At 67.6% G+C, this 21,220-nt stretch carries 20 protein-coding genes and 1 riboswitch; of the genes, 9 read left to right on the plus strand and 11 right to left on the minus strand.

Going from position 1 to position 21,220, the window contains the following annotated elements; all coding sequences use genetic code 11:
- Window positions 1-214: 214 nt before the first annotated feature.
- The 3 genes from ahcY to GC106_RS02545 all read right to left on the minus strand — a co-directional run bounded on the left by ahcY (window position 215) and on the right by GC106_RS02545 (window position 3,577).
- Window positions 215-1,675 carry an adenosylhomocysteinase gene (gene ahcY / locus GC106_RS02535; protein WP_173123856.1) on the minus strand — a complete coding sequence of 487 codons (1,461 nt, stop codon included), beginning with the start codon at window positions 1,673-1,675 and terminating at the stop codon, window positions 215-217.
- 7 nt (window positions 1,676-1,682) lie between these two features.
- Window positions 1,683-1,768: riboswitch (S-adenosyl-L-homocysteine riboswitch) on the minus strand.
- 31 nt (window positions 1,769-1,799) lie between these two features.
- Window positions 1,800-3,230, minus strand: coding sequence for a multicopper oxidase family protein (locus GC106_RS02540; protein WP_173123859.1), 1,431 nt, complete (start codon window positions 3,228-3,230; stop codon window positions 1,800-1,802).
- A complete protein-coding gene (locus GC106_RS02545) occupies window positions 3,227-3,577 on the minus strand; it encodes a hypothetical protein (protein ID WP_173123861.1) in 351 nt (116 codons plus the stop codon). The genes GC106_RS02540 and GC106_RS02545 overlap by 4 nt, the downstream gene beginning before the upstream one ends.
- A 158-nt stretch (window positions 3,578-3,735) precedes the next feature.
- Between GC106_RS02545 and GC106_RS02550 the strand changes: the two genes are divergently transcribed.
- The 5 genes from GC106_RS02550 (at window position 3,736) to GC106_RS02570 (ending at window position 8,138) form a co-directional block, all read left to right on the plus strand.
- Complete coding sequence (locus GC106_RS02550; protein ID WP_312872364.1) at window positions 3,736-4,830, plus strand: sensor histidine kinase; 1,095 nt, start codon at window positions 3,736-3,738, stop codon at window positions 4,828-4,830.
- Window positions 4,827-5,483: a response regulator gene (locus GC106_RS02555; protein ID WP_173123863.1), complete on the plus strand. Its 657-nt coding sequence runs from the start codon at window positions 4,827-4,829 to the stop codon at window positions 5,481-5,483. The genes GC106_RS02550 and GC106_RS02555 overlap by 4 nt, the downstream gene beginning before the upstream one ends.
- Window positions 5,484-5,594: 111 nt before the next feature.
- Window positions 5,595-7,409, plus strand: a complete 1,815-nt coding sequence (gene recQ / locus GC106_RS02560) for a DNA helicase RecQ (RefSeq protein WP_173123866.1) — start codon at window positions 5,595-5,597, stop codon at window positions 7,407-7,409.
- 57 nt (window positions 7,410-7,466) lie between these two features.
- Window positions 7,467-7,730 (plus strand): DUF3040 domain-containing protein, encoded by a 264-nt coding sequence (locus GC106_RS02565; protein ID WP_173123868.1) that lies wholly within the window; start codon window positions 7,467-7,469, stop codon window positions 7,728-7,730.
- An 18-nt stretch (window positions 7,731-7,748) separates the two neighbouring features.
- The gene (locus GC106_RS02570; protein WP_173123870.1) at window positions 7,749-8,138 is read left to right on the plus strand and encodes a hypothetical protein; all 390 of its coding nucleotides are present in this window, start codon (window positions 7,749-7,751) and stop codon (window positions 8,136-8,138) included.
- A 267-nt stretch (window positions 8,139-8,405) separates the two neighbouring features.
- Here GC106_RS02570 and GC106_RS02575 read toward each other — a convergent pair whose 3' ends face one another.
- Window positions 8,406-9,221, minus strand: coding sequence for a class I SAM-dependent methyltransferase (locus GC106_RS02575; protein WP_246364624.1), 816 nt, complete (start codon window positions 9,219-9,221; stop codon window positions 8,406-8,408).
- Window positions 9,222-9,226: 5 nt separating this feature from the next.
- Complete coding sequence (locus tag GC106_RS02580; RefSeq protein WP_173123874.1) at window positions 9,227-9,796, minus strand: TetR/AcrR family transcriptional regulator; 570 nt, start codon at window positions 9,794-9,796, stop codon at window positions 9,227-9,229.
- A gap of 80 nt (window positions 9,797-9,876) precedes the next feature.
- Between GC106_RS02580 and GC106_RS02585 the strand changes: the two genes are divergently transcribed.
- Together GC106_RS02585 and GC106_RS47480 are read left to right on the plus strand one after the other, a co-directional pair.
- On the plus strand, window positions 9,877-10,758 hold the full coding sequence (locus GC106_RS02585; protein WP_173123876.1) for an AurF N-oxygenase family protein: 882 nt from the start codon (window positions 9,877-9,879) through the stop codon (window positions 10,756-10,758).
- Complete coding sequence (locus tag GC106_RS47480) at window positions 10,755-11,393, plus strand: DUF4873 domain-containing protein (RefSeq protein WP_246364625.1); 639 nt, start codon at window positions 10,755-10,757, stop codon at window positions 11,391-11,393. The genes GC106_RS02585 and GC106_RS47480 overlap by 4 nt, the downstream gene beginning before the upstream one ends.
- On the opposite strand, the gene GC106_RS02595 is transcribed toward GC106_RS47480, so the two are convergent.
- Together GC106_RS02595 and add are read right to left on the minus strand one after the other, a co-directional pair.
- The gene (locus GC106_RS02595) at window positions 11,384-12,295 is read right to left on the minus strand and encodes a hypothetical protein (protein WP_173123878.1); all 912 of its coding nucleotides are present in this window, start codon (window positions 12,293-12,295) and stop codon (window positions 11,384-11,386) included. The genes GC106_RS47480 and GC106_RS02595 overlap by 10 nt on opposite strands.
- Window positions 12,296-12,461: 166 nt before the next feature.
- Entirely contained in the window at window positions 12,462-13,427 is a 966-nt protein-coding gene (gene add, locus GC106_RS02600) for an adenosine deaminase (protein ID WP_217279929.1), read from the minus strand.
- A 258-nt stretch (window positions 13,428-13,685) separates the two neighbouring features.
- Here add and GC106_RS02605 point away from each other — a divergent pair, with 258 nt between their 5' ends.
- A complete protein-coding gene (locus GC106_RS02605; protein WP_173123880.1) occupies window positions 13,686-15,170 on the plus strand; it encodes a type I 3-dehydroquinate dehydratase in 1,485 nt (494 codons plus the stop codon).
- A gap of 97 nt (window positions 15,171-15,267) precedes the next feature.
- On the opposite strand, the gene GC106_RS02610 is transcribed toward GC106_RS02605, so the two are convergent.
- Window positions 15,268-16,515 carry a response regulator transcription factor gene (locus GC106_RS02610; protein ID WP_173123882.1) on the minus strand — a complete coding sequence of 416 codons (1,248 nt, stop codon included), beginning with the start codon at window positions 16,513-16,515 and terminating at the stop codon, window positions 15,268-15,270.
- 214 nt (window positions 16,516-16,729) lie between these two features.
- On the opposite strand from GC106_RS02610, the gene GC106_RS02615 reads away from it, so the two are divergent.
- Window positions 16,730-17,731 carry a phosphatidylinositol-specific phospholipase C domain-containing protein gene (locus GC106_RS02615; RefSeq protein WP_173123884.1) on the plus strand — a complete coding sequence of 334 codons (1,002 nt, stop codon included), beginning with the start codon at window positions 16,730-16,732 and terminating at the stop codon, window positions 17,729-17,731.
- A 59-nt stretch (window positions 17,732-17,790) separates the two neighbouring features.
- Here GC106_RS02615 and GC106_RS02620 read toward each other — a convergent pair whose 3' ends face one another.
- From GC106_RS02620 to GC106_RS02630, 3 genes are read right to left on the minus strand one after another with little or no spacing between them, the layout of a single operon-like run.
- On the minus strand, window positions 17,791-19,212 hold the full coding sequence (locus GC106_RS02620) for a GH1 family beta-glucosidase (RefSeq protein WP_173123886.1): 1,422 nt from the start codon (window positions 19,210-19,212) through the stop codon (window positions 17,791-17,793).
- A 21-nt stretch (window positions 19,213-19,233) separates the two neighbouring features.
- The gene (locus GC106_RS02625) at window positions 19,234-20,229 is read right to left on the minus strand and encodes an ABC transporter ATP-binding protein (protein ID WP_173123888.1); all 996 of its coding nucleotides are present in this window, start codon (window positions 20,227-20,229) and stop codon (window positions 19,234-19,236) included.
- Window positions 20,226-21,218: an ABC transporter permease gene (locus tag GC106_RS02630; protein WP_173123890.1), complete on the minus strand. Its 993-nt coding sequence runs from the start codon at window positions 21,216-21,218 to the stop codon at window positions 20,226-20,228. The genes GC106_RS02625 and GC106_RS02630 overlap by 4 nt, the downstream gene beginning before the upstream one ends.
- Between the last annotated feature and the right edge of the window lie 2 nt (window positions 21,219-21,220).

A 21,220-nucleotide genomic window follows, 5' to 3' on the forward strand; every position in this document is an offset into this window, starting at 1 on the left:
GGCGCTGGCACAAGCGATCGCGGCACGAGGACCCTCGAACCGCATCCGCGGTCAGCGTGATCGACGGCCCTCTCGTGAGTTGGTTCGGTCACACAACTTCCTCGCGAGGGGGCCGCTGCGCGTGCCGTCCCCCGAATCCCCGGGATCGATCGTGAGACCCCTCGTGGGTACCCGGCCGCAGCTCATTTTTAGACCGAGTACCCACGAGGAAGGCTTAGTAGCGGTAGTGCTCCGGCTTGAACGGGCCTTCCACGTCCACGCCGATGTACTCCGCCTGCTCCTTGGTCAGCTTGGTCAGCTTGACGCCAAGGGCATCCAGGTGCAGCCGGGCGACCTTCTCGTCCAGGTGCTTCGGCAGCCGGTAGACGTCCTTTTCGTACTCTCCCGGCTTGGTGAAGAGCTCGATCTGGGCGATCGCCTGGTTGGTGAAGGAGTTCGACATCACGAACGACGGGTGCCCGGTCGCGTTGCCCAGGTTGAGCAGACGACCCTCGGACAGCACGATCACGGAGTGCCCGTCGGGGAACTTCCACTCGTGCACCTGGGGCTTGATCTCGATCTTCTGGATGCCGGGGATCTTCGCCAGGCCGGCCATGTCGATCTCGTTGTCGAAGTGACCGACGTTGCCGACGATCGCGTTGTGCTTCATCCGCGACATCTGCGCCGCGGAGATGATGCCGAAGTTGCCGGTCGTGGTGATGAAGAGATCACCCTTGTGCACCACGTCGTCCAGCTCGACGACCTCAAGGCCTTCCATCGCGGCCTGCAGTGCGCAGATCGGGTCGATCTCCGTCACGACCACGCGGGCGCCCTGGCCGCGCAACGACTCCGCCGCGCCCTTGCCGACGTCGCCGTACCCGCAGATGACCGCGAGCTTCCCGCCGAGCATCACGTCGGTGGCCCGGTTGATGCCGTCGGCCAGCGAGTGCCGGATCCCGTACTTGTTGTCGAACTTCGACTTGGTGACCGAGTCGTTCACATTGATCGCCGGGAACAGCAGTTCGCCGTCCTGTGCCAGCTTGTACAGGCGCTTGACGCCGTTGGTCGTCTCCTCGGTGACGCCCCGGATCTCCGCGGCGACCTTCGTGAAGCGCTTCGGGTCGCGGGCCAGGCTGTCCGCCAGCGTCTTGAGGATGAGCTGGTATTCCTCGTTGTCGTCGGCCGTGGGCTGCGGGACGGCACCGGCCGCTTCGAACTCCGCGCCCTTGTGGACCAGCAGTGTCGCGTCGCCGCCGTCGTCGACGATCATGTTGGGCAACAGGCCACCGGGGAACTGGAACAGCTGGTCGGTGCACCACCAGTACTCCGCCAGGGTTTCGCCCTTCCAGGCGAACACCGAGGTGCCCGCGGGCGCCTCCGGGGTGCCGTTCCGGCCGACCACGACCGCGGCCGCCGCGTGGTCCTGGGTGGAGAAGATGTTGCAGGACACCCAGCGGACCTCGGCGCCCAGGTCGACCAGGGTCTCGATCAGCACAGCGGTCTGGATCGTCATGTGCAGCGAGCCGGCGACACGGGCTCCCTTGAGCGGCTTCGTGTCCGCGTACTGCCGGCGGATGGCCATCAGACCAGGCATTTCGTGCTCGGCGAGCTCGATCTCCTTGCGGCCGAACGGCGCCAGCGAGAGGTCTTTGACAGCGAACTCGAGACCGTTCACGGTCTGCAACACAGGACACACCTCCTAGTGAAAGGAGGCGCCCTTGCAGTCGGGTGGATCAGGCCGAGCGTGGCGGACGGAGTCGAACCGTCCGTTGCAGCGCCTCTCGGCCTGAATCCAGGTTGGCAGACCTTCCGCGAGGCTGTCAACCGACGAAGAAGTTGGCCATCATCGCCATGTCCTCGTGTTCGAGGTTGTGGCAGTGCATCATGTACCGGCCGCGGTATCCGTCGAACCGGGCGAGCACCTCGACCACCTCGTACGGGCGTACGTCCACAGTGTCCTTCCAGCCGACGTCCTGCGCCGCCGGCCCCTTGCCGCCGCGGGACACCACCTGGAAGTGCGCGAGGTGCAGGTGCACCGGATGATGGAAGTCACTCGACAGCCGCCACCGTTCCACCGTGCCGAGCTGAGGCGTGGCAAGGGATTTCGCCGGGTCGAACATCTCACCGTTGATCGTCCACATGCGCGCACCGTGATGCTCCATTGTGGTCCGGAAGTCGAACGTCCTGGTCGCCACCGGGTCGCCGAGCCGCTCCAGGCCGGCCAGTTTCTCCGGCAGGGGCGGGCTTTCCGGGCCCGGGCGCACCACCTTGAACCGAACCAGCGATCCGAGGGTGATCTCCGTTCCGACGGGATAGCCGGCGAAGTCCACCAGGACGTCGAACCGCTCGCCGGGTGAGACGGTCAGTTTCCGGTGCTTCCTGGGCCGGTCGAGCAGTCCCGCGTCACTGCCGATCTGGATCAGGTCTCCGCCCGGCTCCAGGGCCAGGTCGTACCTGCGGGCGTTGGAGCCGTTGACGATCCGGAACCGGTATCGCGTCTGCTCGACTTCGTGCACCGGCCACGGCACGCCGTTCACCAGCATCACGTCTCCCAGAACGCCGTTCGCGTATTCCTTCTCCACCCCGGGGCCATGGTGCAGTGCCGGGTACAGAAAAGATCCGTCTTCGTCGAACGCACGGTCGGTCAGCAGCAACGGCACGTCGTACCGGCCCGTCGGCAGCCCGAGGTTCTCCTCCTCCGCGTCGCTCACCAGGCACAGGCCCGCCAGCCCACGCCACACTTGTGGTGCCGTGTAATCCATCCGGTGGTCGTGGTACCACAGCGTGGCGGCGCGTTGCCGCATCGGATACGTGTATTCCTTGGTGGCCGCCGGCTTCACGAGATCGGTCGGGTAGCCGTCGGACTCCGGCGGTGTGACACCGCCGTGCAGATGCATCGATGTCGGCGCGTCGAGTTCGTTGCGCAGTTCGACGACCGCCTGGCGTCCGTGTCGCAAGTGGAATGTCGGGCCCGGGAAAGTCCCGTCATACCCCCAGATCCGCGTCCGGACGCCAGGCAGGATCTCGACGTCGGCGGTCCGCTGCACGAGCGTGTAGTACTCCGTGGTGCCGTCGACCCGCGTCGGCTTGGCGGCCTGCGGAATCGGCAAGGGCACAGTGAACCGTTGGGGCAAGGGCCTCTTGCTGCGCAGCAAACCGTTGTTCCCTGCCTGACTGCCCACGACAAAGCCAGTCGTGCCGATCACGGCCGCGCCCGCGAGCAAGCCGAGGAAACGCCGTCTCGAAGTCATTTCGGCTCCGTGCGATACGAGAACGCCAGCGTGGTCAACGTGATGCCCGCGCCGAACAGCGCCACTCCCAGCGGGATGTGCAACCCCAGGCCCCGCGCGTGACCGAGACCGATCTGAGCGCCCGTGGCCAGCAGGGCGGCGACTCCCACCAGAACCATCCGCAACGGCGCCTTCAGCACGATCGACGCGATGATCCAGGCGATCGCCGCCAGTCCGACGACGGTCGAGTTGATCTCGTGCACGTCCAGGAAACCGGTGTCCCCCGTCACGAACAGGCCCGCCAGCACCGCCTGTCCCAGAACGGCCACCAAGAACAGCACACCCGCCGTCCGTAACAACCACACCATCGGTTTCTTCTTCACAGCACGGAATCCTGGCTTTTCCGGGCCCTGCCGGCGTCCTGCCGAGGATGTCTTCCCGCGCTACTCCCCGGGAAGTAGTCAGGGCCGCTCGTACATCGACTGAAGTACAGCCGGCGACGGCGTCACCCGGATAGTCTGCGCAGGTGAGCAGCACTCGACAGTGGATCGTGGACATCGGTGTGACCGTCGCCGTCACAGCGCTGCTGGTCGCCACGATGGAAGCGTCACCGAAACAGATGAGTGTGACCGGCTACACACTCGTACTCACCAGTGCGCTGACGCTCGTGCTGCGTCGCCGTTACCCGGTCGCTGTCCTGCTGCTGTGCGCGGTCTGCACCATCAACGTCTACTTCGTCGACAAGCCGGACGTCGCGATCGAACTGCCGTTGCTGTGCGCGCTTTACTCCACGTTGCGGTTCGGCCATCGGGTGATCGGCATCGGCACCGGCGTCACGTACCTGCTGACTCTGGTGATCATGAACGTCTTCGTGCTGCCGGGGCATCCGGCCCGTGAGGACATCCAGGACCGGATCTTGCTGCTCGGCTGGTTCGTCGCGGCGATGGTCCTCGGCGAAGCGACCCGGCTGCGCGAGAAGCGCGTCGCCGACCAAGCCCGTAACCACGAGGAGACGCTGCGTCGCCGGGGCAGCGAGGAACGGCTCCGCATCGCCCGCGAGCTGCACGACTCCTTGACACACAGCATCTCGGTCATCAAGGTCCAGGCCGGGGTGGCCGTGCACCTGGCGCGCAAACGCGGCGAGGAGGTGCCCGAAGCCCTGGTCGCGATCCAGGAAGCCAGCGGTGACGCGATGCGTGAACTGAGGCAGACGCTGGATGTCCTTCGTGGCGAACCGGACACCAGCGGCCTGGACCGGCTGGACGACCTGGTCGAACGGACTCGGAGCACCGGGCTGCCCGTACGGCTGACGATCACCGGGCACCGGCGCCCGTTGCCGACCGAGATCGATCGCACGGCGTACCGGATCGTGCAGGAGTCGTTGACGAACGTGACCCGGCATGCCTCGGCGACGTCGGCCGCCGTCCACCTTGGATTCGGGGCGCACTCGTTGACCGTGCAGATAGACGATGACGGCACGGCTTCCCCTTCGGCGCAGCCGGTCCCCGGGGTCGGGCTGATCGGTATGCGCGAGCGCATCACCGCGTTGGGTGGCGCGTTGTCGGCGGCGCCTCGTTCGTCGGGTGGGTTCACTGTCCGAGCGGAGTTGCCGGTCTCATGATCCGTGTCCTTCTCGTCGACGACCAGGCCCTGATCCGGGCGGGTTTCCGCGCTTTGCTGGCCGCGGAGGACGACATCACCGTCGTCGCGGACGCTTCCGACGGCGCACAAGGCGTCTCGCTGGCTCGGCGGCACAAGCCGGATGTCGTGTTGCTGGACGTCCAAATGCCTGTGATGGACGGGATCGAGGCCACCCGGCAGATCGCGTCCGATCCCGAACTGGCTTCGGCGCACGTCGTGATCCTGACCAACTACGGCTTCGACGAGTACGTCTTCAACGCGTTGCGCGCCGGGGCCAGCGGCTTCCTGGTGAAGGACACCGATCCCGCGGACCTGCTCACGGCCGTCCGGGTCGCCGCCCGCGGGGACGCCTTGCTGTCTCCTGCCATCACCCGCCGGCTGATCAGCGAGTTCGTGTCCCGCACGCCGCAGGCGGGGCCGGTCGTGGGACTGGACCAGCTGACCAACCGTGAGCGGGAGGTCATGGCGCTGGTGGCGAAAGGGCTGACCAACGACGAGATCGCGGCCCGCATGGTGATCAGCCCGACGACCGCCAAGACGCACGTCAGCCGGGCGATGACGAAGCTCGGTGCTCGTGACCGCGCGCAGCTGGTCGTGTTCGCCTACGAGTCCGGCCTGGTCAGGGTCGGCTGACGAGGCGCCGCGCCGTCCACAATAGACACACGGGCCGCTTGCCGGGAAAGATCGTGTCACCGGCCCGCGAGCCCGGCGCGACCCGCGCGGCGGGACGTCTAGGATCACCGGGTGGCTTCGCTCGAGACCGCGAGCCCGGCGTTGGAGGTCCTGCGCCGGGTGTTCGGCTACGACTCCTTCCGCGGTGAGCAAGAGGCGATCATCGAGCACGTGGCCGGGGGCGGTGACGCGCTCGTCCTGATGCCCACCGGTGGCGGCAAGTCGCTCTGCTACCAGATCCCGGCGCTGGTCCGGCCGGGTGTCGGGGTCGTCATCTCCCCGCTGATCGCGCTGATGCAGGACCAGGTCGACGCGCTGAACGCGCTCGGCGTGCGCGCGGGCTTCCTGAACTCCTCGCAGGACTTCGAGGAACGCAGGCTGACCGAGGCGATGTACCAGGCCGGCGAGCTCGACCTGCTGTACCTCGCGCCCGAACGGCTGCGCGTGCCCGCGACGCTGGAGCTGCTCGACCGCGGCCGGATCGCGCTGTTCGCGATCGACGAGGCCCACTGCGTGGCCCAGTGGGGACACGACTTCCGGCCCGACTACCTGGGCCTTTCCGACCTGCACGAACGCTGGCCGCAGGTGCCGAGGATCGCGTTGACCGCGACCGCCACCCAGGCCACGCACGCCGAGATCGCCACCCGGCTCAAGCTGGACGAGGCCCGGCACTTCGTGGCCAGCTTCGACCGGCCGAACATCCAGTACCGGATCGTGCCGAAGGCCGACCCGAAGCGTCAGCTGCTGGACCTGCTGCGTACCGAGCACGACGGCGACGCGGGCATCGTCTACTGCCTGTCCCGCTCGTCGGTGGAGAAAACGGCCGAGTTCCTCGTGGCCAACGGCATCGACGCGGTGCCGTACCACGCGGGCCTCGACGCGCGGACCCGTGCGCAGAACCAAGCGCGGTTCCTGCGTGAGGACGGTCTGATCGTGGTCGCCACGATCGCGTTCGGAATGGGCATCGACAAGCCGGATGTCCGGTTCGTCGCACATCTCGACCTGCCGAAGTCGGTCGAGGGCTACTACCAGGAGACGGGACGTGCGGGCCGCGACGGCCTGCCGTCGACCGCCTGGCTTGCGTACGGCCTGCAGGACGTCGTACAGCAGCGCAAGTTGATCGACACGTCCGAAGGCGACGACGCACACCGCCGTCGGCAGAGTCAGCACCTGGACGCGATGCTCGCGCTGTGCGAGACCGTCGAATGCCGCCGGGTGCAGCTGCTCGCGTACTTCGGGCAGGAATCCACGCCGTGCGGCAACTGCGACACGTGCCTGAACCCGCCGGAGTCCTGGGACGGCACGATCGCCGCGCAGAAGCTGCTGTCGACGATCTACCGGTTGCAGCGTGAACGGCGGCAGAAGTTCGGCGCCGGGCAACTGATCGACATCCTGCTCGGCCGCAAGACCGCGAAGGTCATCCAGCACGACCACGACACGCTGACAGTGTTCGGCATCGGCGAGGAACTGACTGAGAGCGGCTGGCGTGGCGTCGTCCGGCAACTGCTCGCCCAAGGCCTGGTGGCTGTCGAGGGCGACTACGGCACGTTGGTGCTCACTGACGCCAGCGCCTCGGTGCTGCGCAAGGAACGCACCGTGCTGATGCGGCGTGAGCAGGCCACCAAGGCCGCGTCCAAGCCCGCCAAGAAAGCGGCCGTGGAGATGCCCGAAGAGGCGGCGCCGGTGTTCGAACGCCTCCGGGCGTGGCGTGCGGCGACGGCCAAGGAGCAGGGCGTCCCCGCGTATGTGATCTTCCACGACGCGACACTTCGGGAGATCGCGACGTCGTCCCCGGGGACGCTCGCGGAACTCGGCCGGGTCAACGGGGTCGGCGAGAACAAGCTCGCCAAGTACGGCCAGCAGGTTCTCGACACCCTGGCGGAGTGAGAACCAGCGATTTTCGGGGTACCCGGGCGCCAGATGACGACGCCCGGGAGCCCCGAAATGTTCACACCGTACGAGCGCAGACAACTCCGCTTGATCGAAGAATGGTTCGAGCAGGACGACCCCGAACTCGCGCGCACCCTGCGTTCCGGCCCGGCGAAGAATCCTTCTTCGGCGCTTCAGGTGATCGCGGTGACCGTCGCGCTGGCTCTCGGCCTGCTCGGCATCCTCACAGGCGCTTTCATGCTCATCGTCAGTGCGCTGATCGCCGGGGTCATCGGCGGTTGCATGATCAGTTCACGGCGGAAGCAGAACAACGCCTGACCGGCGTACGATGAGCGCATGCCCGGCGACGACGCCGTGCCCGTCACGAACATGCTGCTGTACCTGGTGATCGCGACAGTTCCGACAGCAGCGTGCTGGGCGGTGCTGCGCCTGCCCCGGCTGATCCGGCGTTTCCGGCGAAGCCGTGCCACCGCCACGAACCTCCCGATCGAACGCATCGCCGCGGATCTCCGCCGCGTCCACCGCGTCCTCACTGCCTACGGGCCAGGCACCCCGATGGTCCGCCGCATGGGCACGCTCCAGGCGTACGACGCTCTGCTGATGCAGGCGTGCCGCGCGGTCGACGTACCGCACCGCCTTGACGCCGTCGGCCTCGGCACGCCTCTGGAGATCGAACGGCTCCGTGTCGAACAGTCACTGATGTCCGCCGGCCTCGTCATCCGCTAGGGCGCGTTCGACCGGCGGATGAGGGTGATGGCGCCCCACGCCGCCATCACCCCTGCACCGGGTCACCCAAGTGACGCTCCGGACAGGGCCAGCCTCCGTCGACACCCCTGTCCGGTCAGGCGGGACCGAAGCAGGTGGTGACGACAGAAGCCGACGTCCGCCCCCTCGGCATCACACCGTATGCGACGCCACCACACGGAACATCCACAGAACCAGCCCACCCACCCCCTCGTGAGTGTTTATCGGCGTTCTAACCCTGATAAACGCTCACGAGGGGTGGGTGGCCTGGATGAGCCAGGAGGCGGAGTCGTACTCCACTCCGCGTGCGGTCATGTGGTCTGCCATGTCGGTGCGGAGTGCGGCGAGCACGGAGGCTCGCCGCTCCGGCTCGATCAGCTTGGCGAACTGGCCGGCGATGAACTCGGCCGCGTCCCCGGGATCGCGGCCGAAGTACATCGGCTTCGACAACGCGGTCATCCGTACGTCCTGGAAACCCGCCTTGTCCAGTAGCGGATGAACCCGGCCGGGGTCGCTCAGCGAGAACGCGTGCGCCCCGTCCGGCGGCGGCTTCGGCAGATCACGACCGGCCGCCATGATCCCGCGGAACGTGGTGAGCCACACGTTGTCGTCCATCGGCTGCCACGCCAGCAGCACCAGCCTGCCGCCCGGCTTCAGCGCCCGCCGGATGTTGCCGAAGGCCGCGACCGGGTCCTCGAAGAACATCGAGCCGTTACGGCTGACGGCGACGTCGAACTCGCCTTCGGCGAAGGGATGCACCTGGGCGTCCGCCTGCTCGAACCGGACGTTCGTGAGGCCCGCCGAACGCTGCCGCGCCAGCGCGATCATCTGCCCGGAGAGATCGACGCCCAGAACCTCGTTGGCACACGCGGCCGCCTCGCGGGTCGTCGTGCCGGTACCGCACCCGACGTCGAGCACGTGGTCCGTCGGCTGGATCGCGGCCGCGGCGAGGAAGGGCTCCATGTAGTTCGCGATGCCCTCGTCGAGCCGGTCGGCCCGCTCCACCCAGAAGTCGCCGTCGTCGCCGTTCCAGGACTTCCACTGCTCGACATTGGTCTCAACCATGCCGGTCATCGTGGCATGCCGATATCCAGCAGGTCTTCCAGATAACGACGCAGCGCGGCCGGGTCGTCGGTGCGGATCGTGCCGGGCGTGGTGATCAACGACAGGATCAGCCGGCAGCACCACTCGACGATCACCCTCGGGTCGACGGCCGGGAACTCGCCGTCCGCGATGGCCTGCTTGACGTGCGGGCCGAACAGGCCGATGCCCATCTCGATGACCGGCTCGGAGTTCACCGTGAACCACGGCAGGATCGACGCCGGGTCCTCCCGCAGCGCCTTCTGCAGCAACCGGTGGTCACGGGCGTAGCCGACGACGAAGACGATCGTGTCGAGGAACCGCTCCCGCAGCGATCCCGACCGGGTCACCACGGACGCGGCGGCGGCGTGCATCCGGGCGATGTCCCGCTCCATCAACGCCATCACGATGGCGTCCTGGTCACCGACGTACTTGTAGACCGTCGGCCGGGAGACGCCGGCCCGCTCGGCGATCGCCGCGTGGACCCGCGCGCCGGGATGGCTCTCCAGCAAGCACTCCACGGCGGCGTCGAGGATCCGGTCCTTCAGATCGTCCGCCACGAGGAGAAGCTTATCGAGCCTGGTTGACCTGTCCCACCCGTCAGGTTTACGTTTGAGGCCCAGACGTAAAGAGGTGCGCGATGAGGGACACCGAGCAGGACGCCCAGCGGTTGCTCAACGGTTCGGTCCGGCGCTCGTACGACTCGGCCGTGGACATCGACTGGGACGCGCCGCTGGAGGACGGCAAGTACTTCCTGCCGCCGGACCTGTCCGCGCTCTACGACACCCCGCTGTGGCACCGGATGACGCCACGGCAGCGGATCGAACTGTCCAGACAGGAACTGGCGAACCTGCTCAGCGTCGGGCACTGGTTCGAGAACGTGCTCAACCAGGCCCTGCTGCGGATGATCTTCGACGCGGACCCGGGCGCGCGGCACACGCACTACGCGCTGACCGAGATCGGCGACGAGTGCCGTCACATGCTGATGTTCGGCAGGCTGATCGACAAGATCGGCGCCCGGTACTACCGGCAACCCAAGGCCCAGCTCGCGATCACCAGGTCACTGCCGCGCCGGCTGCGCGGGCTGCACCTGTGGGTCGGGGCCCTGATCGGCGAGGAAATCTTCGACACCTGGCAGCGGCGGATCATGGACGATCCCGGCATGCAGCCGGTCGTCCGGCGGATGATGCGGATCCACGTCGTCGAGGAGGCCCGGCACATCCAGTGGGCGCGGGAAGGTGTCGCACGGCGGATGCGCTACGCGTCCTGGTGGGAGAAGGAGAGCATCGGCCGGATGGTCGGCTACGGCGGCCAGTTCTTCAGCGACCAGCTCGTGCACCGCCGGATCTACGCCCGCGCCGGGCTGGACGCGGACGAGGCCTACCGGCAGGCCGTGGCCAACCCGCACTACCGCAAGGTCAAGCAGGAGGGCTTCGACAAGCTGCGCCGGTTCTTCGACGAACAGGGCATCTTCCGCGGCAGGGCCAGGGAACGCTGGCGGGCGGCCGGGTTCATCGCATGAGGGTCGCGCTGATCGGCGTGCCCGACCGGATGGCCCGCAAACTGCCCGGCTTCGACGTCGTGCTGCTCGACGAGGTCGTCAGCCACGAGTTCGACCCACGCACTGACATGTGGACGGTCACCGCGCCCAACGGCCGGACCACAACGGCGCGCGTTATCGTGACGACGTTCCCGGTGACCGGGCCGAACGCCTTCCGCTTCGAGGACGGCAACTTCCGCTACATCGCCCGCTGCCTGCGGATGATGGGCCTGCAGGACGCGAGACGCATCGAGGTCCAGCCGCACGCCCGGATCTCTTACCGGCGCAAACCGGATCCGCACGACTACATCTTCACGCCGTACGAAAGCGAGCTCGACGAAACGCATCGCGGCCCGGCCGTACTGACCGTCGACGGCGCGGAGATCGACGTCGAAGTGCACCTGATGGGCCATTTGCAGCCGATCGACGGCAGTTACCGCTGGTACGGCCGGATCACCGCACATCCCGACGTCACCGCGCTGTACAAGCGCGGCCACAACGACGTCACAGTAAGGCTTCCCGGTGGCAGCCCGCGCCGCGGACGCCTCGCCGAACTCGACCCGTGGGGCAACGCCCGGATCACCGGGACCGGCCGTCCCCCGTTTCCTTACCCCTGACCGAGAGCGCGGACGAGCTGCTCGGCGAGCTTCGGATCGGTGTCCCCGATCATCAGGTCGAGCAGCGCGTCGTCCCGCAGGCGGACCGTGATGGTGGATTCGCCGAAGCGCGCGGGACGTCCGGCGACCTTCTCGGTGAGCTGCTCCGAGCCCACCGAGTCCACCACGACCAGTGCCAGCGTCCGGCCGTCCGGGCGGCGCAGGGTGCACGTGCCGGTGTCGATCGCCCTGACCACCTCCAAGTGCAGTACCTGCTCGGCGACAGTGCACAACTGGAGCACCTGCATCGGCCTGGGCAGGTCGACGAACTCGTCGGCGGTCAGCGGTGTCGAGGAGAACGCGACCGTGCCGTCCTCGTCCACCTGGGGCAGTTCGTCGGTCTGTTCGGCCAGTACCGGGACCAGTTCGTCGAGCAGGCCGCGGACCATCATGTCGATACTGACCGGGCCCTGGGCCCGCAGGATCGGCGTCCGCTTGCTCGCCGTGCGGTAGCCGTCGGTCTCGGCGATGGCCACGTCGATGACGACCTTGGTGTTCACGTTGATCTGCGCGGGCCGCCCGGCGATCCGGGCGCTCGGCGCGAACCTGTCCCACACCCCGTGCAGCGACAGGTCGATCGCCTTCGACCCGCGGTCGTCGCGGATCCGGCACGTTCCCTTGGCACCGTCGGGATGCCGCTCACGCACCACCGCGGTGGCGGCCAGCACCCGGCGCAGCTTCTCGTCCGGCAGGGCCGAGCACAACACCTGCGACGCGGTGTCCGAGTGCACGTAACTGAGCGCCTCACCGCCGGACATGCGCACGACCCGGTCGTGGTTCCGCTTCTCCGGTCGAGGTTGTTCGGATGCGGCGGTACCACATCCAGCCAGCACCAACGCGCACACAATCAGAACGCGAACCATGGTCCCCTAGTTTCGGCCGAGCGCCTGCACAGGACGGGGTCATCTCCGCGGCGAGCCCGAGGCCGATGATCACCACCCGATTTCCGCACAGTACACGCATCCGCACGGCCGGTTCATCCGGCCCATGGCGCACGAAAGTGCACAGTGGCAACCGTTTCGGCGTCGGTCACGGGACAGCGGCGCACCAGGTCGCGATGGCGTCGGCAGTGCGCTGTTTGACGTCCTCAGGAGCTGTCGACACGGCGATGGAATGCTTCGCGACGGCGGCGAGTTCGATGTCCGACAGGCCGATGACGTCGCGCGCGATCGTGTACTGGGCGGTGACGTCCGCGCCGAAGAGGAGCGGATCGTCGGAGGCCAACGCGACCGGCACACCGGCATCGAGCAGATCGCGGATCGGCAGGGATTCGTAAGACGCTACGCCGAAAGGCGGATACGACGTTGGGCAGACCTCGAGCGCGACCTGCTTCTCCGCCAGGTAAGCCACTGTGTCCCGGTCGCGCATCGCCGTGATGCCGTGCCCGATTCGCCGGGCGTTCAGCGTGTCGACACATGCTCGTACGTGCCACGCCTCCTCGAAGAAACCCGCATGCGGCACGGAGATCAGGCCCGCGTCGGTGGCGATCCGGAACGCCTCGGCGAAGTCCGCGACGTCACCGCGGCGCTCGTCATTGGACAGACCGAACCCGGCCACGTTGGTATACCGGGCCGCCACCTTCGCCAACGCGGTCGCGTGCGCACCGGACCGGGCCCAGCTGGACGCGATGATCAGTCCGCACGGACGGCCCGCCATGGCGTCCAGCGCGACCTCGACCACCGGCTCGTACCCGCCCAGCAGTGGCGCGTACGAGGTCGGGTCGACCTGGATCTCCAGCCACGTGCACCCGTCGGCCAGGTTGTCCTCGATCGACTCGGTGATCACGCGGTGAATGTCCTCGGCGCCGCGGATGGCGGCACGCCTGGCGTCGTACCTCGCCTGGAACGCCTCCCACGGCTGGACCTCCCCCATCGGCAGCGGAGGAGGCACCGTCATCCCGTGGACCGCGGTGAGCTCGACCAGCGTGGCGTGCCGCATCCCGCCGGTCAGGTGCAGGTGCAGGTTCGCCTTGGGCAGCTCCCGGAGATCACGCACACCGGTAGCCTAGTGTTCAGGGGCACACGTCGAAACACCGAGCGTACCTCCCCACGTCGAGTCACTTGTGGACAGTCGAACGGCGTACGCCCTGCCGTAAGCGACTTTCCGGTAACCCGACCATGGGACGTTTACCCGAAATCCTACGCCCGAGTACCGAACAGTTCCGTCCAGCGGACAGTCACGTGGTATGTCAGACTGCAAACGCGCACGTGCTGCGCCATCACTCCCGGTTTCCTGCGACTGGAGGAGAGCACCGTGACGCGCGCACATCCCCCGTCAGTCCACAAGGGAGCGACGTGCACGCCGGTCGGGACGCTGCACGGACCGCCATGGCGGCACACCGAGGACATGCGGTTGCTCGACCGGGCGGGCGGCGGCCTGGCGGTGCGGGCGGACCTGCTCGGTGACATCCACCCGGCCGTGTTGCGTGACCACATGTCCGGTGAACTGATCTACAGTCTGCGCACCACAGGCTCGGGCGGGGTGTACGCCGGCAGCACCGAACAGCGCGAACGCAGGCTACTGGCCGCGGCGAAGCGCTACGACCTCGTGGAACTGGAGATCGGCCGGGACACCACGCCGGCGATCCTCGCCGCGATCCCGCCACATCACCGGCTGCTCGCGTGGTACGGGCCGAGTACCACGAGCACGTCGCTCACCGCGTTGCTGGCCAGGTTCAGCCAGATGGCCGGAATCCCGGCACGGCACTACTCCTTGACGACACACGCCGCGACGGCCGAACAGGCGCTGGCGCCCTTACGCCTGCTGCACAAGCTCAACCGGACCAACGTCACCGCGTTCAGCGTCGGCGAGACCGGCCCATGTGGACGGTTGCTGGCGCCTTGGCTCGGCGCTCCCATGGTGTACGGGCGCATCGGCGGCCGGACCGACGAGGTCCCGTCGATCAACCGGCTGTTACGCGACTACCCGTTCCCGGCCGTGCCACAGGTCCGGCACCTGTTCGGTCTCGCAGGCCGGTCGGTCGCCGGGTCGTTCTCGCCGAGGCTGCACAACCGGGCCTACCGGGCTCTCGGCTACCCAGGGCTGTACCTGCCCATTCCGACAACGGACTTCCTGTCCACCTGGCGGACCTTCGCCGACGGCCTGGCCGCGCTCGGCTTCCCGCTGGTGGGTGGAACCATTGAGGCGCCGTACAAAGAGGCGGCGTTACGGCTGGCCGAGGTGGCTAGCGGCGCGGCGGCCCGGGCCGGCGCGGCGAACGTGCTGGTTCGCACGGAGTCCGGCTGGCGGGCGCACACCACTGATCCGATCGGCGTCGTCGGCGCGCTTGGCCGGGCCGGCATCCAGCTCACCGGCAGGAAAGCGGCGGTCGTCGGGTGCGGCGGCGCCGGGCGCGGCGCGGCCGCCGGACTGCTGCGGTTCGGCGTGACACCGACGCTGGTGAACCGGGGCCAGGACCGTGGCGGGCGAGCGGCCCGGCTGCTCGGCCTTGACTACGTGCCGCTGCACCGATTCACCCCCGAGGACTACTCGTTGATCGTGCACGCGACGCCGGTCCGCGAGGATCTGGTGTTCAGTCTGGGGCAGCTCCCCCGCGACACGATTCTGGTCGACCTGGCGTACGGGCGTCGGCCGACCGCACTGGTGGATGCCGCCCGACGGCTGCGGCTGCGGGTGATCGACGGCTGGGAGGTGCTGCGGATCGTGGCCGCCCGGCAGTTCCGGTTGATGACCGGCCGGTCGATGCCGAATTTCCCCGCACCGGAACACCTTCGCTGATTTCCGGGACTTTCTTGTCATTTCGGCCCCGCCGCGGCCGGTGGCGTATTCGCGGTGCGTGCGAAAACGGGACGCAATTCCCACGAACGGCGCCGTCTCATTCGTCCAACAGTCCCAGTTCGTGCGCGACCGCCAGTGCCGCCGCCTTGCGGTGCACCCGCAGCTTGCGAAACAGATTCCCTTGCAGGTTCTCGACAGTGCGGACCGAGATGCCGAGCAGCCGCGCGGTCTGTTTGGTGGTGTGCCCCTGCGCGATAGCCGACAGGATCTCCTGTTCGCGCGGGGTGAGCGCGAGCTGCCAACGGCGCCACTCGACGTCCTGTGGACCAAGCACGGCCCGCGAGTGAGCCGCGCTGAGCAGGACGTATCCCACGTTCGCGGCCTCGACGGCCGGTGCGAGCAGATCGTCCACCCCGGACACGGGCAGGACGGTCACACCGGTGGCGACGGCCTGCGCCACGAGGTGGTGTTTGGGTTCCTGGCTGGTGATCACCACGACGCCCCGGCCACGCCGGCCGCGCCATTCGGACGTCGGCGGATCGATCAGGACGGTCACCGCCGACTCGTCCACGGTGTCGCACTCCGCGCGCCGCTTCGGGACGTTTTCCTTGTCCAGCACGATGATGTGGTGCTTGTCGAGCACCTGCCTCGCGCGGCCGGCGATCGGGCCGCCGGTCTTGGCCAGCACCACCCGGAGGCCGGGTCTTCGTTCCGCGGTCCCGCCGTCCGGCCGGGCGGGCTGGGCATGGGAAAGCAGTCCCAGGCGCACGGCGCTCGCCGCGGCGTGCGCCTGGCTGTGCACACCGAGTTTGGTGAAGATGCGCTGTTTGTGGTTCTCGACCGTGTGCGGGCTGATGCCCAGTTCCAGGCCGATCTGCCGAGGCGGGTAACCGGCGCAGACGAGGTAGAGGACTTCGAGTTCGCGCTGGGTGAGCGCGTCCCCGCCGCCGCGCTTGGCCCGCGCTGTCTCGATCGCCGATGACGGCGCCCTGATCGCGGCCAGCAACGGTTCCAGGCCGCCGGAGTACGGCACCAACGCGCTGACTCCGGCCTCATAGGCCCGGATCACGTGCGCGGTGGTCAAGGACTGGTGCAGGCCGATCATTCGCATGAGCCTGCCCGGCGGCAGCAGCAGCGAGACGAGGCGTTCGTTGCTCCACCTGGGCGCGTCGGCTTCGAACAGCGCGACGGCAGGCCGTCGCAGATCACAGAGCTGAACCAGTTCCGGACCTGAGGCCGCCGTGCCGAGCACGGTGATATCCGGCTCGCGCGCCAGGTGCGCCGCCAGCATTTCGCGGAACAACCGGTTGTGGTGCTGCAGGACGATACTGAGAACGGTAGCCATGGCCCGACCCCCGGTCCGTTCCCCCCTGTGCGCATCATGGCACAACAACGCGTTCACGAACAGCTCGGAACATTCCCGCCAATCGCGTACGCCGAACGGACGGAATGCCGGACGACTATCCTGTTTGATCTTGACCGGGTGGAACGCGGTCCGTTTGTATATCACGTGGTTCATGGTTGTCAGTCGTTGTCCCTTTCCCGCACCAGGAGACCCGATGAAGCGCTTGGCGCTGACGCTGGCCACGGCCGCCCTGATCGCAGCTCCGACGCCCGCGCACGCGGCCGATGCCTCGATCGCGGGCATCACCGGAGTGGGCGTGCACAACGCCTACGAACAAGCCACATTTCCCTGGCTGGCCGACGCGCTGGAGTCCGGCGCGTCGATGATCGAAATCGACCTCTGGCAGAACTTCCTGGGCAGCGGCCGTTATCAGGTGAGCCACGAGCCGTGGGCGGCGGCCAACAACTGCTCGTCCGCGACGAGTTTCGCCGCTTTACGGACCGGCTCACGCAACCAGGGTTTCGAAGCGTGTCTGCGCAACATCAAGCTGTGGCACGACCAGAACCCCACCCACGCGCCGCTGATCATCAAGCTGGAAGCGAAGAACGGGTACGACGGTCGTGGTGGATACGGGCCTGATCGTCTCGACGCGCTGATCGCGTCGGTGTTGGGTGCGGCCAACGTGGTGAAACCCGCTGACGTCAAGGGAAGTCACGCGACGCTGGACGCGGCCGTGCGGGCGGGCGCTTGGCCAAGCCGGGAGAGTCTGCGCGGGAAGTTCCTGTTCACGTTGATCACCGGCGCGTTCGAGGCAGGCAATCCCTTTGACAACTACGACACTCACCACGAGTACGCCGACTATCTGACCTCGCTCGGCGCCAACCTCGGCTCGGCGATGATGTTCCCGACCATCAACGGAGCGTCCTCAGTGGACCCGCGGACCGGCGGCAACGGCGGGACCCGAGCCCAGTGGTACGTCACCTTCGACGGGGATGCCGGCGGCTGGTTCAGCGGCGACACCAGCTTCTACACCAACGGGAACTACCTGGTGACGATGGCGAGTGTGCACAGTGTCGCCCCGGCCATCGACGGTCGCAACCCCACCGTGCAACAGGCCCAGGACCGGGTCCGGCAGGCGGCGGCGAAGGGCGCGACGGTGGCTTCGAGCGACTGGAACAACCCCGCCATCGTGGGCTTCACAGTCCCCCGTGGCTGACAACGACTCGTGAGTGTTTAACCGGGTTCTAACCCGGCTAAACACTCACGAGGGTTCACCTAGTGGCCGCGGACACGTTTGATCGTGTCGCGGTACCAGAGGGCGCTCTGCTTCGGCGTACGGACCTGCGTGTCGTAGTCCACGCGGACAATGCCGAATCGCTTCGCGTAGCCGTAAGACCACTCGAAGTTGTCCATCAACGACCACGCGAAGTACCCGCGCACGTCGGCCCCCGCCTGACGTGCACGCGCGACCGCGCCGATGTGGGTGTTGAAGTAGTCGATCCGGTCGAAGTCCCTGACGAAGCCCGCGGCGTCCGGCTCGTCGTCGAAGGCAGCGCCGTTCTCCGTGATCACCATCGGCAGGCCCGGGTAGTCCTTGGACAACCGGGTCAGCAGCCTGGTGAACGCGTCCGGCACGATCTCCCAGCCCATCGCGGTCACCGGGTGACCCTGCGGGATGGAACGCTCGACGGGGTTGCCGTCGCCGTCGCGGTCCCGGCCGTTCTCGTCGACGCCCGAGAAGACGTGTCCACTGTAGAAGTTCACACCGAGCACGTCGATCGGCGCCGAGATCACGCTGAGGTCGCCGGGCCGGACCGGGATGCGGATCCCGCGGGCGGCCAGGTCTTCCACGACGTCGGCCGGGTAACGGCCGTGCACCAACGGATCCATGTAGATCCGCACGCCCAGGCCATCGGCGCGGCGGGCCGCGGCGATGTCCGGCTCCGAGTCCGTCGCCGGGTCGGACGTGCCCATGTTCAGGGTGATGCCGAGCTCGATCGGCCGGGGCGCCTCGGCACGCATCCGTTGCGTGGCAAGGCCATGACCGAGCAGCAGGTGGTGGACGGCGGAGATCGCGGCGGGCAGGTCCTGACGGCCCGGCGCCTGCGTGCCGTAGGCGTAGCCGAGCATGGCCGAGCACCACGGCTCGTTCAGCGTCGTCCACGTCTGCACGCGGTCCTTCAGCTGGTCGAAGACCAGCATCGCGTAGTCGGCGAACCGGTATGCGGTGTCCCGCACCGGCCAGCCGCCTTCGTCCTCCAGTTCCTGCGGCAGGTCCCAGTGGTACAGCGTGACCCACGGGTCGATGCCCTTGCCCAGCAACTCGTCCACCAGCCGGTCGTAGAACGCCAGACCCGCGTGGTTGACCGGGCCACGTCCGCCCGGCTGCACACGCGGCCACGCCACCGAGAACCGGTACGTGTCGACGCCGAGTGAACGGATCAGCTCGACGTCCTCCGGCATCCGGTGGTAGTGGTCGCAGGCGACGTCACCGTTCTCGCCCTCGTGCACCATTCCCGGAGTCCGGCAGTACGTGTCCCAGATGGAGGGTGTTCGCCCGTCCTCGTCATACGCGCCTTCGATCTGGTACGCCGAAGTCGCGACACCCCACCGGAACGATGACGGCAGCGTGTCGATCGGATCGGCGCTTTCCCTTGCCTCGGAGTGGGTTCCGACGGTTGGCACAGTTGTATCCATAGGTCTCCTAGTCAGAACCATTCAGTGGATGGGATGCAGCCAGCAGGCCACCGTGCGCTGCTGTCCGGTGTGGCTCTCGGGGATGCCGAGCACCGGCAGGGTGGTCGCACACGGGTCGAAGGCCTTCGGGCAGCGTGGATGGAACGCGCAGCCGGTCGGCATCGCGCGTAGATCCGGCGGAGAGCCGGGGATACCGGTCAGTTCCCTGCGTGGCCCACGCAACGCGGGGAACGAGTGCAGCAAACCGTCACTGTAAGGGTGCAGTGAGTCCCGGTAGATGTCGGCGGCCGGTGCCTCCTCGACGATCCGGCCGCCGTACATGATCGCGATCCGGTCGGAGAACTCGACCAGCAGCGACAGGTCGTGCGTGATGAACAGCACCGAGAAGCCCAGCCGCTCGCGCAGTTCGATGAGCTGGCCGAGGATCTGGCGCTGGATCACCACGTCCAGCGCCGTGGTCGGCTCGTCCATGATGACGAGGCGCGGGTCGAGCGCCAGTGCCATGCCGATCATCACGCGCTGGCGCATACCACCGGACAGCTGGTGCGGGTAGGCCTCCAGCCGGTCGGCGGAGATCCCGACCAGCGCCAGCATCTCCTTGGCCCGGTCGAGCCGGGAGCGTGGCGTGGAGTCCGGATCGTGCGCCCTGATCACGTCGGTCATCTGGGTGGAGATCTTGTGCACCGGGTTGAGCGAGTTCATCGCACCCTGGAACACGATCGCGGTCTCCGCCCAGCGGAACTCGCGCAGCTCCTCGTCGGTCATCCGCATGATGTCGGCGGTGTCGCCGTTCTCCGCGTGGTAGATGACCTCGCCACCGGCGATCACGCCAGGCGGTGGCAGCAACCGGGTCAGTCCGTACGCGAGGGTCGACTTGCCGCTGCCGCTCTCCCCCGCGAGGCCGAGGACCTCGCCCCGGTGCAGGACCAGGTTCACGTCCCGGACGGCGTGCACGGCCTCGCTGCCGAGGCCGTAGTCGACATCCAGGTTCTTGACTTCGAGCACCGCGTCGCTCATAGCGTGTCGTCCTTCCGCCCAAAGCCCAGGACTGGCGTGAAACCGACGCGCATCCGGACGGTGTGCCCGTCGACCGTCTTGACCTTCGATTTGCCGTTGCCCCGCAGGCGCGGGCTGACGAACTCGTCGATCCCGAAGTTCAGCAGGGACAGCGCGGTGCCGAGCAGCGCGATCGCCAGTCCGGCCGGCACGAACCACCACCACGCGCCTTGCGCAAGCGCTTGCTGGCCCTGCGCCCAGAACAGGATCGTGCCCCAGTTCCAGTTGTCACCGCTGGTGTTCACGCCGATGAACGCCAGGGTGATCTCGGAGGTGACCGCGAAGATGACCGTGCCGATGAAGTTCGACGCGATGACGGCGGTCAGGTTGGGCATGATCTCGAAGATGATGATCCGCCACGTCTTCTCTCCCGTCGCGCGGGCGGCTTCGACGTAGTCCCTGCGCCGCAACGAGAGCGTCTGGGCGCGCAGCACTCGCGCACCCCAGGCCCATGACGTCAGGCCGATCACGAGCGCGATGGTGACGTCCGTGGTCTCCGGCAGGATCGACGTGATGATGATGATCAGCGGCAGCGCCGGGATCACCAGGAACACGTTGGACAGCGCGGACAGGCTCTCCGCGCCGGCTCCGGAGAGATACCCGGACGTCACGCCGACGAGCAGCGAAAGGATGGTCGCGATCACGCCTGCGAGCAGGCCGACCAGGATCACACTGCGGGTACCGGAGACCAGCTGGCTGAAGACGTCCTGCCCGAGGTGCGTCGTGCCGAGCCAGTGCGCCGCGGACGGTGCCTCGACCAGTGCGTTGGACCGCTCGGACGGGTCGTACGGCGCGATGAACGGACCGATGATCGCCAAGATGACGAAGAAGGCCATCATCCCGAGTCCGATCGCGGCCTTCGGGCTGGCGATGAACCGCAACCTGCGCCGCTTCGCCTTGACCGGAACGGCGGCGACCGGTGTCGCGTCCACGACAGACGGTGTTGCCATGG

This window comes from Kibdelosporangium persicum (assembly GCF_013280595.1).
Taxonomy (GTDB): Bacteria; Actinomycetota; Actinomycetes; order Mycobacteriales; family Pseudonocardiaceae; genus Kibdelosporangium; species Kibdelosporangium persicum.